The organism is Thalassolituus alkanivorans, from assembly GCF_020447205.1.
GTDB classification, from domain to species: Bacteria; Pseudomonadota; Gammaproteobacteria; order Pseudomonadales; family Oceanobacteraceae; genus Venatoribacter; species Venatoribacter alkanivorans.
Map to the genome: position 1 here is coordinate 256261 of NZ_JAJAEL010000006.1, position 13257 is coordinate 269517.

Annotated in this window: 8 protein-coding genes and 1 pseudogene; 3 read left to right on the top strand and 6 right to left on the bottom strand. The window is 57.0% G+C overall.

Annotation, left to right across the window (positions count from 1 at the left end):
• Positions 1 to 15: 15 nt before the first annotated feature.
• The 3 genes and pseudogenes from LGT44_RS03105 to gap all read right to left on the bottom strand — a co-directional run bounded on the left by LGT44_RS03105 (position 16) and on the right by gap (position 5417).
• Positions 16 to 1353: an Lcl domain-containing protein gene (locus LGT44_RS03105; RefSeq protein WP_230331824.1), complete on the bottom strand. Its 1338-nt coding sequence runs from the start codon at positions 1351 to 1353 to the stop codon at positions 16 to 18.
• A 156-nt stretch (positions 1354 to 1509) separates the two neighbouring features.
• Positions 1510 to 4200 (bottom strand): annotated as a pseudogene (locus tag LGT44_RS03110) (cation-translocating P-type ATPase); the annotation flags it as partial.
• Positions 4201 to 4421: 221 nt separating this feature from the next.
• Positions 4422 to 5417, bottom strand: a complete 996-nt coding sequence (gene gap, locus LGT44_RS03115; RefSeq protein WP_230331823.1) for a type I glyceraldehyde-3-phosphate dehydrogenase — start codon at positions 5415 to 5417, stop codon at positions 4422 to 4424.
• Positions 5418 to 6067: 650 nt separating this feature from the next.
• Between gap and mqo the strand changes: the two genes are divergently transcribed.
• Complete coding sequence (mqo, locus tag LGT44_RS03120) at positions 6068 to 7546, top strand: malate dehydrogenase (quinone) (RefSeq protein ID WP_225693316.1); 1479 nt, start codon at positions 6068 to 6070, stop codon at positions 7544 to 7546.
• Positions 7547 to 7700: 154 nt separating this feature from the next.
• A complete protein-coding gene (locus LGT44_RS03125; RefSeq protein ID WP_230331822.1) occupies positions 7701 to 8246 on the top strand; it encodes an NADPH-dependent FMN reductase in 546 nt (181 codons plus the stop codon).
• Between the two features lie 124 nt (positions 8247 to 8370).
• Here the strand turns inward: LGT44_RS03125 and LGT44_RS03130 are convergent, their stop codons facing one another.
• From LGT44_RS03130 to LGT44_RS03140, 3 genes are read right to left on the bottom strand one after another with little or no spacing between them, the layout of a single operon-like run.
• The gene (locus LGT44_RS03130; protein ID WP_225693310.1) at positions 8371 to 9672 is read right to left on the bottom strand and encodes a sodium ion-translocating decarboxylase subunit beta; all 1302 of its coding nucleotides are present in this window, start codon (positions 9670 to 9672) and stop codon (positions 8371 to 8373) included.
• Positions 9673 to 9681: 9 nt separating this feature from the next.
• Positions 9682 to 11454 carry a sodium-extruding oxaloacetate decarboxylase subunit alpha gene (gene oadA / locus LGT44_RS03135; protein ID WP_225693308.1) on the bottom strand — a complete coding sequence of 591 codons (1773 nt, stop codon included), beginning with the start codon at positions 11452 to 11454 and terminating at the stop codon, positions 9682 to 9684.
• Positions 11455 to 11514: 60 nt separating this feature from the next.
• Positions 11515 to 11760, bottom strand: coding sequence for an OadG family protein (locus LGT44_RS03140; RefSeq protein ID WP_145466031.1), 246 nt, complete (start codon positions 11758 to 11760; stop codon positions 11515 to 11517).
• Positions 11761 to 12055: 295 nt separating this feature from the next.
• Between LGT44_RS03140 and LGT44_RS03145 the strand changes: the two genes are divergently transcribed.
• Complete coding sequence (locus tag LGT44_RS03145) at positions 12056 to 13105, top strand: tRNA dihydrouridine synthase (RefSeq protein ID WP_230331821.1); 1050 nt, start codon at positions 12056 to 12058, stop codon at positions 13103 to 13105.
• The last annotated feature ends 152 nt before the right edge of the window (positions 13106 to 13257 follow it).

Below are 13257 nucleotides of genomic sequence, written 5' to 3' on the forward strand. Positions count from 1 at the left end.
ATTCATGCTTCGGCTTTAAGGGTCGGTTTGCGGTTCGGTTTGCGGATCAGAGTGACACTCGGAACAGGATTCCTGCAGCCAGACATCATCCGTCTGCTGATCCTTGTCAGACGCCGGCTGATCGTTATCTGCACCGGGAAATGCAACCCCATACAACGCCTGCAGCACAGAGAAATCCATAAACATATCCGAGCGGTTACTGCTGACTGAGCGCCGGTTCTGCGAGCGCATGGAATATTCCTCACCTCTCACCACCAGTGGCAGCCAGTGCGCCTGCTTACCATCAGAAATAACCCTGTTGCGCTGCAGATCAAAAATCTGTGCCTGCCCCTGCTCATCCTGAACCCAGTAAATATCGCTGCCGGCAAACGGCAGGCTGAGCGGAAACGCCCAGCCGCCATTATCATGATTAATCAGGCTGTGTAATTCATTCACCGTCGGCAGACGCCACTGGTCCTGGCCACAGAAATGCTGCTGCGATAATGCCTCCAGACGCTGCTGCAGCGCATTCAGAGTCAGCGCGGTGGCCGATTCTTCACTGACCAGCCAGCGCTGTCCCAGCTGCAGGTAATCGACACAGCCCCAGGCCTGCTCCTGATACGGCCGGTGCTGCCAGCGCAGTGGGGTGCCCCAGCGGTCGAGGCGCACCATACGTTGTTGTTCAGATAAATCACCATGGCCAAAATCCGGCCGCTGATGCAGCAAGGCAAAACTGTCGGCCAGTGCCTGCTGATGACGCAGCTGAAAACCAATACGGTGTACCGGGCTGCGCGCCAGCACCTGTGCCAGTTGCCAGCTGCTCTGATAGTGCGTCAGCAGCGGTCCGGCAGGATGAGCCGCCGCTGTATCCGCACCGTCACTGATCCCCTCCAGCAAGACGGCATGCAGAATATTATGCAGCGGTTCCAGCTGTGGATTGGCCGGTTCGGCACGGCTGCCATTACTGAGGGCCGCACGGGCAGTGCTCAGTGCACTGAGCTGCAACTGCCCGTGCTCGTCCGGGCGACCACGTAAACGATAAGCGCCGGACCAGGCTTCGGCCCAGAGTCCGGCCGGAGCATCCTGTACTGGTCGCGGCAGGCGGAAGTGGCCGTCAGCAGCAACGCTTACCGCCTCACCCACAGGTTCATCATCAAACAGCCACTGCACCCGAAAACCAGACCAGTCGACTGTTGTTGCCGTCAGTACCAGCTGTCCTTCAACCAGTGCACGCTCATGCAGTTGCGGAATCGGTGGCAGGGCCGAGAAGCCCAGACGCGGTTCAGCAGCGGATTTTACCTGCGGGGTTTTATCGGCCCGAGTGTCACTATCGCAACCTGTCAGCCCCGGCAGAGAAAGGGCAAACACAGCCATAACAGCCGGAAACCGGACAGAAGATGAAGGAAAATAACGACTGAACATAAGAAAACAACGACTTATGGAAAGCGCGCATTATTGCACGAATAAAAACCAATATTGCAGAACTGACTCTCGCTTAGGGGTAGTGAAGACCGTTTTACGGTTATCAGATCAGCGGGCCTGAAAGCGCCTGCTCACCCAGCCTTCCATCTGCAGTATCAGTAACAGTACGATGCCACAGCCCGCCGCCACCAGCAGCGCTGCAATATCCGGCGCGCTGCTGTTAAAGGTACGCTGAAACAGCGGCAGCCAGTTAAATAAAGACTGCATCACAATCAGCGCCGCAATGGCCGCCCAGATCACCGGGGTGCCTTTAAACCCCTGTAAGCTGATGGCCTGCCCCGGCGGGTAACGCACCGCAAACAGATAGAATAACTCCATTGCCACCAGCGCATTTACCGCCACGGTACTGGCAAAGGCTTCGCTGCCGGAATGCGCCATCCCCCAGTGCCAGGCGGCAAAAATACCGGCCAGAAACAGCAACGACACCTTCAGTACCTGCCAGGCAAGACGCCGGCTGAGCAGAGGCTCGAAACGGGCACGGGGTGGCTGCTGCATCATGCCGGGTAAGGCCGGTTCAAACGCCAGGGTCATGGCCAGAATCACCGAGCTGATCATATTCACCCACAGAATCTGCAGCGCTGAAATCGGCAGGGTATGCCCCAGCAACAGCGCCACCACCAGACTGATGGATTCACCGCCATTAATCGGCAGCATAAAGGCGATGCCTTTTTTCAGGTTCTGATAAACCGTGCGACCTTCCTTAACTGCGGCCACCAGACTGGCAAAGTTGTCGTCCAGCAACACCACCGCCGAGGCTTCACGCGCCGCCTGCGAGCCTTTGTGTCCCATGGCAATGCCCACGTCGGCGGCTTTCAGTGCCGGCGCATCGTTCACGCCATCGCCGGTCATCGCCACCACGGCGCCGCCCTGATCATTAGCGCGCTGATTGCCACGGTCATTCCCGCGATCATTGCCAAGATCAGTGCTGCTCTGCAGCGCCTGCACCAGCCGCAGCTTATGTTCCGGGCTGGTGCGGGCATAAACATTCACCCGCCCGACGCAATCCTGCAGCGCCTGATCATCCAGCTCGTCCAGTTGTTTGCCGGTCAGTACCTCACCGCTGTTACTCAGTCCCAGCCTTGCCGCAATGGCACTGGCGGTCAGCGCGTGATCACCGGTGATCATTTTCACCGCAATACCGGCAGCATGGCATTCAGCCACGGCGACGATGGCTTCGGCGCGTGGCGGGTCCATTAAACCGACCAGACCGATCAGCTGCAGCTCATTCAGGTCGGACATTTCCAGCTCACTGCCGCTGTATTCTTTGCAGGCCAGAGCCAGTACCCGCTGGCCATCGGCGGCCAGCCGCTCAATCATTTCAAGCCAGTATCCGGTTTGCAGAGCCACGCTGTTACCGGCGTCATCCAGCTGCTGGCGGCAACGCTGCAGCAGCGCTTCCGGCGCGCCTTTTACCCACAGCACATGCCGCCCCTGATGGTTGTGATTCAGCGTCGCCATCAGGCGGTATTCGGCATCAAAGGGAATTTCGTCACGCCGTGGCCAGTGCTGCGCCAGACGCACCGGGTCACCATCCAGCCGGTGGACCAGCACCTGTAACGCGGCCTCCATCGGGTCACCGTGAATTTTTACCGCACCTTCGGCGGCCTGCAGGCTGGCATCGTTACACAGTGCCGCCGCCAGCATCAGGGGTGTCTGCAGCGCTTCCGGTAAGGGTTTATCCAGTCCGCCATCCAGCGCATAGCCATCACCACGCACCTGACGATAATGAGCGCCACAGGCCAGGGCCGCCACCATCATTTCGTTGCGTGTCAGGGTGCCGGTTTTATCCGAACAGATCACCGACACCGCACCAATGGTTTCTATCGCCGGCATGCGCCGCACCACTGCCTGACGTTTGGCCATACGCCGCACCCCCACGGCCAGGGTAATCGACAGAATGGCGGGTAACCCTTCCGGAATAGCCGCCACCGTCAGACCGACAACGGCAATAAATAAATCGGCAAATGGCAGCCCGCTGAGCCAGTGGCCAAGCAGCAAGATCAGTAAGCCACCGGCCAGCACCAGCGTCGCCATCAGCCGCGCAAAGCGATCCATCTGTGCCAGTAGCGGGGTTTGTAAGCCGGTTGTTTGTTGCAATAAGCCTGAAATGCGGCCGATTTCTGAACGGCTGCCGGTGGCCACCACCACGCCGCGGCCGGTACCGCGTACGACCAGCGTGCCGGAAAAGGCCATATTGGTCTGATCGCCCAGCGCACTGGCGGCGGCCAGAGCCTCTGGCTGTTTTTCCACCGCCAGCGATTCGCCGGTCAGAATGGCCTCATCCAGACTCAGACTGTGGCAACGTTCCAGACGGATATCCGCCGGCACCCGGTCGCCGGGTTCAAGCAGCACCGTATCGCCGGGCACCAGATCGGCGGCAGCAATGCGCTGGCTGTGACCATCGCGGATCACACTGGCCGCCGGTGCCAGCATATGGCGGATAGCCGCCAGCGCCTGTTCTGCACGGCCTTCCTGTACCAGCCCGATCAGCGCCTGGGAAATCACCACCGCCAGAATCACCACACTGTCGAGGGTGTGGCCAAGCAGCGCGGTAATCACCACCGCCGACAGCAGCACCAGAATCAGCAGATTACTGATCTGTGCCCATAAGCGCTGCCACCACGAACGCCCGCGCGCCTGCGGCAGACTGTTGCTGCCCAGTTGCTGTAACCGTGTTGCGGCTTCGCTGCTGCTAAGACCCTCTTCCGGTGCCTGCAGCCGGGCGCGGATCTCGGCCACAGCAAGCTGACTGGCCGCCATAGTAGTGGGGTCATCAACAAGCCGATCGGCGGTTTTGCGGTCGCGGGCAAGGGTCATAGCTTCGTCCTGAAATTAGGCTGTTCAGTGTGCCGTTTCTGCAGGCAGGAGGGGTTGCGGCGGGTCAAGATTAAGGCGGGCAAGTTACGCCAGCGGCGATTACGGGCCTGCACAGGCCAGAAACCGCCGTGGCAGCGGATAACTCAGGCGCGGCTCATCGCCAGTGCGGTATCCAGCATACGGTGGGCAAAGCCCCATTCATTGTCGTACCAGGCCATCACATGCAGCAGATGGCCCTGTGCATGGGTATGGTTGGCATCAAAGATGGAGGATGCCGGATTGCCGTTAAAGTCGACCGACACCAGCGCACGGTCGTTATAATCCAGTACGCTGCTGGCCGCTGCGGCAGCGCGCATCACCGCGTTCACTTCATCGCGCGACGGCGTGTCGTGTACGCGCAGCACCAGATCCACCAGCGACACATTAGCGGTCGGCACGCGCACCGCCATACCGGCAATTTTGCCATCCAGCCCCGGCAGTACCAGACCAATGGCTTTGGCCGCACCGGTACGGGTTGGGATCATCGACAATGCAGCCGCACGCGCACGATACAGATCATCATGCCCCAGATCGAGCAGGTGCTGATCGTTGGTGTAGGCATGGATGGTGGTCATGCTGCCTTCTTCAATGCCGAACTGTTCGTGCAGTACCCGCGCCACCGGCGCCAGGCAGTTGGTGGTGCAGGAAGCATTGGAGACAATGCGGTCGCTGGCCTGCAGCACGTTATCGTTAACGCCGAACACCACCGTGGCATCGACATCTTCCGCCGGCGCTGAAATCAGCACTTTGCCGGCACCGGCATCCAGATGCGCCATGGATTTCACCGCACTGGTCATACGCCCTGAGCATTCCAGCACGATGTCGATATCCAGCTCGCCCCAGGGCAGCTTCAGCGGTTCGGCTTCGCGCAGCAGAATAATGGCGTCGTCCCCCAGCGCCAGCAGGCCGTCTTCGAGACGGATATCCGCATTAAAATGCCCATGCACCGAGTCGAACTCCAGCAGGTGCGCACAGGTTTCGGCATCGCCCAGATCGTTGATCGCCACCACCTGTATCTGCTCGCGGAAACCCGACTGATACAGCGCCCGTAAAACATTGCGGCCAATACGGCCAAACCCGTTAATTGCTATCCGCAGCATAGTGACTCCGCACTGATGTATGTTCTGTCAGTGTAGTTGCTGCGGCGTAAATGCCCGCTTGATCTGGCACAAAAGAACAACCTGTTGCAGGATCAATGGTTTGACCATGCTGGCCGTTTCCGGTATTTTTCGCGGCCTTAAACGTCGCTGTGTTTGTGGTAAGACCGAGGTCTTCCGGAAACTGACATTCCTGCTGAAACACCTTGCCCTATGCGGCAACCAATCTGTTTCAGCCAGTCAGCGGAAGCCGGCCCCGGCACAGCCACTCCTTACCCCGCCATCCGTTGTTCTGCCGCCCGCTTCTCCGGCGGTGACCGTCATACCCAGCTATGGCCGGATTGGTAACTGATTTTGTGCATGACGATGCCTGCTACCAGTGCTCAGCCAGTACGGAAAGTCACGGGATAAACCCGCGCAGCGCTTGAAAGTTAGCGCCCCGGCGACTGGAATATACATTAGTAGTAGCTGTCTCATTAGCGGTTGTAAGCCGTTAGGGCGCTGTGTATAAAGCGTCGATTTATCCTTCCCCGCTGCCCCGGCCACAAGTCCCGGCAGAGTTCAGGCCATAAGGCTATCAGCCGATGCCCATGGGGACGCCAGTTGTCTGGCATGCACGCAGATTTTGATTTTCTGATTTAAAGGCGAAATCCATGACTATACAAAAGGTCGATGTGCTCCTCGTCGGAGGCGGGGTCATGAGTGCTACTCTGGGAACCCTGCTTACCAAACTGGACCCATCACTCAAAATCACCATGGTCGAACGTCTGGACCATGTGGCTCACGAAAGTACCGACGGCTGGAACAACGCCGGTACCGGTCACGCAGGCTACTGCGAACTCAACTACACCGCCGAAGATGCCCAGGGCAACGTTGCCATTGACCGCGCGCTGGTGATCAACGCCAACTTTGAAGTGTCGCTGCAGCTGTGGGCGCACATGGTGGAAAACGGCGTATTGCCGGAACCTACCCAGTTCATCAACCCGACACCTCATATGAGCTTTGTCTGGGGCGAAGACAACGTTGCTTTCTTGCGTCAGCGTCATGCCAAAATGAGCGCTCACCATCTGTTTAAAGAGATGGAATACAGCGAAGACCCGGCCGTGCTGCGTGAGTGGATGCCACTGGTGATGGACGGACGCGATCCGGCCGAAAAAGTGGCGGCTACCCGTGTGCTGCACGGCGCCGATGTCGACTTCGGCTCACTGACCCGCAATCTGGTAAAACGCCTGCAGGAAAAAGAAAGCTTCACCCTGCTGCTGAACCATGAAGTGGATGATTTTGACCATTCCCACGACGGCAGCTGGTTTGTCCGCGTTAATGACCGCAAGAGCGGCAAAGCTTCAACAATTAATGCCAAATTCGTCTTCCTCGGTGCCGGCGGTGGCGCTCTGCCACTGCTGCAGGCGTCCGGTATTGACGAAGCCAACGGCTATGGCGGCTTCCCGGTTTCCGGCCAGTGGCTGGTGTGTAAAGACCCGGCCATCGTCAGCCAACACCACGCCAAAGTGTATGGTAAAGCCGCTATTGGTGCGCCCCCGATGTCGGTACCGCATCTGGATACCCGCATCATCAATGGCGAGCCTGCCCTGCTGTTCGGACCTTATGCCGGTTTTACCACCAAGTTCCTGAAAGCAGGCTCCAAGCTCGACCTGCTGAAATCGGTCAGCATCAGCAACCTGTTGCCGATGATGTCGGTTGGCATTAACAACATGGATCTGACCAAATACCTGATCAGCGAAGTGATGCAGTCACACGAAGACCGCGTAGCAACCCTGCGTGGTTACTTCCCGAGCTGCAAAGATGAAGACTGGACCCTGGCCGAAGCCGGTCAGCGGGTACAGGTCATCAAGAAAGATGCAGAAGGCCGCGGCAAACTGGAATTCGGCACCGAACTGGTCGCCGCCAAAGACGGCAGCTTAGCCGCTCTGCTGGGTGCTTCTCCGGGGGCATCGGTATCGGTACAGGCGATGATCGAAGTACTGGAACGCTGCTTTAAAGACAAAATGCAGAGTGAGTGGAAAGCCCGGTTAAAAGAGATTATTCCGTCCTATGGCGAAGATCTGAAAACCAACGAAGGCCTGCTTAACAGCATCCGCGAACATACGCTGAGCACGCTGAAGCTGAAGTAATTTCAGCTTCAGCCAGCAGGAATAAAAAACGGCGTCTGTGCAAACACAGACGCCGTTTTTTTATGGCTGAATAATGTTAAATCATCAGAATTTAAAGACCTGACTCAGGCATGAGCTTCGATATACTGTCGGCACCAGAACAAGGAGTTATCTGATGCATACTATTCAGCTGCTGGCGCTGTGTGGCAGCCTGCGCCGGCAATCCTATAACCGCGCGGTGATTGAAGCCTTACAACAACTGGCACCGGCGCATATTCAGATTGTTAGCGCCGACATGATAGCTGATTTACCGCTGTTTAATCCCGACCTTGAAGACAGCGGCATTGCAGCTGTGGATGCTTTTAAACAGGCAACGGCACAAGCCGATGGTTTTATTATTGCCAGCCCCGAGTATGCCCACGGCATCAGCGGCGTATTAAAAAACGCACTCGACTGGCTGGTCAGCGGCCCTGAATTTGTCGATATGCCGGTGATGCTGGTGAATACCTCGCCACGCGCTTCCCACGCACAGGCAGCCCTGCGTGAAGTCATTACCACCATGTCGGGTCATCTGGCTGAGGAGGCCTGTCTGGCCGTGCCATTACTGGGCAGCGACCTAGACAGCAGCGGCATTGTTGCCCGGCCGGATCTGGCCGAACGTCTGCGCAATGCACTGCAGGCGTTTTATCTGAGCATTGGCACCCGCACGGCAACGGTATAAATACCCGTTAAACCCGTTCATAAAAAAACAGGCATAAAAAACAGGCATAAAAAAAACGGCATCTGTGTAGCACAGACGCCGTTTTTTATTGGCTGCATATGGCGGGCAAAGCCCGCAATAATGCTTAGCCGAAGTAGGAAATCATCACCCCGGCAGCCACCGCCGAACCGATAACACCAGCCACGTTCGGGCCCATTGCGTGCATCAGCAGGAAGTTCTGCGGGTTGGATTCCAGACCCACTTTATTGGATACGCGGGCGGCCATTGGTACAGCCGATACACCAGCAGAACCAATCAGCGGGTTGATCGGTTCTTTGCTCAGCTTGTTCATCAGTTTGGCCATCAGAACACCAGCCGCAGTACCCACACAGAAAGCCACCAGACCCAGCGCAATAATGGCCAGCGTGCTGCCATTCAGGAAGGCGTCGGCACTCATTTTATAACCAACAGACAGACCGAGGAAGATGGTCACAATGTTGATCAGCGCGTTTTGCGAAGTATCGCTCAGACGCTCAACCACACCGGATTCTTTCATCAGGTTACCGAAGCAGAACATACCCAGCAGCGGTGCTGCAGAAGGCAGCAACAGTGCCACCAGAACCAGTACCGCAATCGGGAAGATAATCTTCTCGGCTTTGCTCACAGTACGCAGCTGGCTCATGGCAATCTTACGCTCGCTCTCTGAAGTCAGCGCCCGCATGATTGGTGGCTGAATCAGCGGCACCAGTGCCATGTAAGAGTACGCCGCAACCGCAATTGCACCCAGCAGTTCAGGCGCCAGCTTCGAAGCAATAAAGATCGAGGTCGGGCCGTCAGCACCACCGATGATGCCAATCGCCGCCGCCTGCTGCATGGTGAAGTCCATCAGGCCGATATCGGTCATCCACACGGCACCGAACAGCGTACCGAAAATACCAAACTGTGCGGCAGCGCCGAGCAGCAAGGTTTTAGGGTTGGCCAGTAACGGACCGAAGTCAGTCATCGCGCCCACACCCATAAAGATCAGCAGCGGTGCAACACCACTGGCAATAGTGACCTTATAGAAGGTGTACAGCATGCCGTGTTCAAAACCGGCCGCCGCGCCCATGCTCAGCGCTTTGTTGTATTCGGCCACACCAGCGTGGTGATAAGCCTCCAGCATCGCGCCGATGTCGGCATTTGCCGCCAGGCCAAACAGCTCGCGGAATTGCGCCAGCAGCGCCGCATCACCACCACGGATAGCGGCTTCGGCTGCAGACCAGCCCATACCCGCACCCGGAATGTTTACCATCAGCGTACCAACGGCAATCGGCAGCAGCAGCAAAGGCTCAAAGCCTTTCTTAATGGCCAGGAATAACATAACGAAGCCAACCAGCATCATAATGACCTGGCCCAGCTCGATATGATAAAGCCCTGTATCGTGCCACAGGTTAATCAGACTATGCATGACAGCTCCTTACCCGATTGTGTACAGAGTGTCGCCCACTTTGACAGCGCTGCCTTCTTTAGCGCTTACGCTGCCAATGGTGCCTGCCTTCGGTGCACGGATTTCGGTTTCCATTTTCATGGCTTCAAGGATGATCACCAGATCACCTTCAGCAACCTGATCACCAGGCTGAACCATCACTTTGAAAATGTTACCCGCCAGTGGAGAACCCACCGGATCACCGCCACCGGCTGCAACCGGAGCAGCACCAGCGGCTGGTGCAGCACCACCCAGTGAAGTTGGTGCGCCGTTAACAGCCGCCAGCTGAGTGACATCGCCGCCCTCATCGACTTTAACAACGTATTCGTTGCCATCGACGGTGATGGTGAAGGTATCTTCAGCGTCGCCTTTCGGAGCCGGTTCAAAGGCATCCGGGTTGCCACGGTTGGCCAGGAACTTAGGCGCAACCTGCGGGAACATAGCGAAGGTCAGGGCGTCGTCGATCTTGTCAGCAGCCAGCTTGAAGCCTTTTTCGGCCGCCAGTTTTTCAACGTCGGCAATCACTTTGTCCAGCTCGTTTTCGAGCAGGTCTGCCGGACGGCAGGTAATCACTTCAGCGCCATCCAGAACACGGGCCTGCAGTTCGGCGTTCATTGGCGCAGGGGCTGCACCGTATTCGCCTTTCAGGATGCCCTGGGTTTCTTTCGAGATAGACTTATAACGCTCGCCGCTCAGTACGTTCAGCACCGCCTGGGTACCCACGATCTGAGAGGTAGGAGTAACCAGTGGGATAAAGCCCAGATCTTCACGCACACGCGGGATCTCTTTCAGTACTTCATCAAACTTGTCAGAAGCACCCTGCTCGCGCAGCTGGTTTTCCATGTTGGTCAGCATGCCGCCAGGAACCTGAGCCACCAGAATGCGGCTGTCGGTGCCTTTCAGGGCGCCTTCAAACTTGGCGTATTTCTTACGTACGTTACGGAAGTAAGCAGCAATTTCTTCCAGCAGCAGCAGATCCAGACCTGTATCGCGCTCGGTACCTGCCAGAGCAGCCACCACAGACTCAGTAGCGGTGTGGCCGTAAGTCATGGACATAGAAGAAATAGCGGTATCCACACGGTCAATACCGGCTTCTACGGCTTTCAGAATGGTCATATCCGACAGACCAGCGGTCGCGTGAGCGTGCAGCTGAACTTCAAGGTCGGTTTGTGCTTTTAAGCGGGAAACCAGTTCAAAAGCCGCATAAGGGGTCAGCACACCGGCCATATCTTTAATGGCGATAGAGTCTGCGCCCATATCTTCGATCTGCTTGGCCAGGCTTACCCAGGCTTCCAGTGTATGTACCGGACTGGTGGTGTAAGACAGAGTGGCCTGCGCGTGTTTACCCTGTTTTTTAACCGCTTTTAACGCGGTTTCCAGGTTGCGCGGATCGTTCATCGCGTCGAATACGCGGAATACATCAACACCGTTGGTGGCAGCGCGTTCAACGAATTTTTCAACCACGTCATCGGCGTAGTGGCGGTAGCCCAGCAGATTCTGACCACGCAGCAGCATCTGGTGCTTGGTGTTGGGCATGGCTTTTTTGAATTCGCGGATACGGTCCCACGGATCTTCACCGAGGAAACGAATGCAGGAGTCGAACGTAGCGCCGCCCCAGGATTCGAGAGACCAGTAACCAACCTGATCAAGTTTTGCAGCGATTGGCAGCATGTCATCAATGCGCATGCGGGTAGCCAGAATGGACTGATGGGCGTCGCGCAGAACGACGTCGGTAATTCCTAAAGCTTTCTTAGAATCGGACATGGGTGATGGCCTTTTCTTCCGTTAACGTTGTAAACGTTTGGGTTGTTATTATATCGCTCGCTACTTTTGGCGCGCGCGATGCTCTTTTACCGCTGCTGACAGTACTTTCAGCAATTGCGGGTCCACACCCTGAGGCTTGGCGGCACGCACGGGGGCGGCGACAACTTCCTGCTCAGGCGCGAGTTTATTTACCAGCTTGGACATGAATCCGGTTACGAACACCAGCATCGTCAGGAAGACGAATACCACGCCCATACCGAAAATCATCAGCTCCAAACCCTGTGATACGAGACTAGGCTCTGACATCAGGGGCTCCTTTGAATGATTGGTTCTGTGCTCCCCACCCGCCACACGGCTACAAAATCACCTTCCGGGCTGGGCGGCAAAACCGACGTAGATTACTGAAAAGGCTATACCAGCGCAACCAGATCCCCCCCAATCCTGACCCGCGTCAGGTATTGCAGCCCTCCAGACTTAAGCCCAGATCTGGTGCAGCCTGAGCTGACCATCCGGTCAGAAAATAATCTGCCGCAAGGCCCCACGCTGGAGCTGCCACAGCGCCACCGCTATAATGCCGGCCCGATCACCAAGACCCGCCGCCATGTTTACAGGCCAACTGCCTTTCAGCACCCACGCAGACCGTCCATATATTGCCCTCGCACCGATGGAAGGGCTGATGGATCACCACCTGCGCGACCTGTTAACCCGCGTCGGCGGCATTGACCACTGCGTGACCGAGTTTATCCGCGTAACCCAACAGGTTTACCCGGCCAAAGTATTCCGCCGCTATTGCCCGGAATTACTCAATGGTGGCAAAACTCCCGCCGGCACCCCGGTGCATGTGCAGTTATTAGGCTCCGATCCGGAATTAATGGCCGCCAACGCACGCAAAGCCGCCATGCTGGGCGCCCCCGCCATCGACCTGAATTTTGGCTGCCCGGCCAAAACCGTGAACAAAAGCCAGGGCGGCGCCGTACTGCTGCAATACCCGGATTTACTCGCACGCATTACCAGCGCCGTACGCGCGGCCGTGCCCACGCATATTCCGGTCAGCGCGAAAATGCGCCTCGGTTTTGCCGATAAAGAACTGGCGCTGGACAACGCCTGTGCACTGACCTCCGGCGGCATACAGTGGCTGACTGTTCACGCCCGCACCAAAACCGAAGGCTATAAACCACCGGCCTACTGGGACTGGATTGCACGAATAAAAGAAACAACCGACATCCCGGTGATTGCCAATGGTGAGATCTGGACGCCACAGCAGGCGCGTCAGTGCATGGCCGAAAGCCACTCCGACCTTATTATGATTGGCCGTGGTTTGGTCGCCGTGCCCGATTTAGCGCTGCAGATTAAAGCCGACCATGGCTTACTCAGTCACAACGCCCACCACTGGCAGCAGCATCTGGAGATGATGCAGGCATTAATTCCCTGCCTCGCGCACCTGCCGGAAAAAGCCCAGACCGACCGCTTAAAGCAGTGGCTGCATTATTTCTCACTGCAATCGCTCGAAATCCGCGCCGTGTTTGAGAAGGTAAAACGCCAGCGCAGCCTGCAGGACTTTTTCAACAGCCTGGCCGAAACCAGCGCCCATGTTGCCGCCAATCCACCAAATGCCTCCGACTACAAGGCTTACCAGCATCAGGGATTCTGATAGTCTGGTCAGCAGCTAGGGCCTGTCGACACTAAGTAAATCCGGCCTGCTGATAGCCAGTTTTTCTCAGAACAAGGAGAGAGGAGTGATATTAGCGGGCTAAATGAATGACGAACGACGAAGTTAATGAGGAAAACTGGCCTCAGCCCGAA

What these genes read in the sequence shown, in the direction of transcription:
- LGT44_RS03105 (WP_230331824.1), bottom strand. Translation starts at nt 1,353, where the DNA reads ATGGCTGTGTTTGCCCTTTCTCTGCCGGGGCTGACAGGTTGCGATAGT.
- gap (WP_230331823.1), bottom strand. Translation starts at nt 5,417, where the DNA reads ATGCTGCGGATAGCAATTAACGGGTTTGGCCGTATTGGCCGCAATGTT.
- mqo (WP_225693316.1), top strand. Translation starts at nt 6,068, where the DNA reads ATGACTATACAAAAGGTCGATGTGCTCCTCGTCGGAGGCGGGGTCATG.
- LGT44_RS03125 (WP_230331822.1), top strand. Translation starts at nt 7,701, where the DNA reads ATGCATACTATTCAGCTGCTGGCGCTGTGTGGCAGCCTGCGCCGGCAA.
- LGT44_RS03130 (WP_225693310.1), bottom strand. Translation starts at nt 9,672, where the DNA reads ATGCATAGTCTGATTAACCTGTGGCACGATACAGGGCTTTATCATATC.
- oadA (WP_225693308.1), bottom strand. Translation starts at nt 11,454, where the DNA reads ATGTCCGATTCTAAGAAAGCTTTAGGAATTACCGACGTCGTTCTGCGC.
- LGT44_RS03140 (WP_145466031.1), bottom strand. Translation starts at nt 11,760, where the DNA reads ATGTCAGAGCCTAGTCTCGTATCACAGGGTTTGGAGCTGATGATTTTC.
- LGT44_RS03145 (WP_230331821.1), top strand. Translation starts at nt 12,056, where the DNA reads ATGTTTACAGGCCAACTGCCTTTCAGCACCCACGCAGACCGTCCATAT.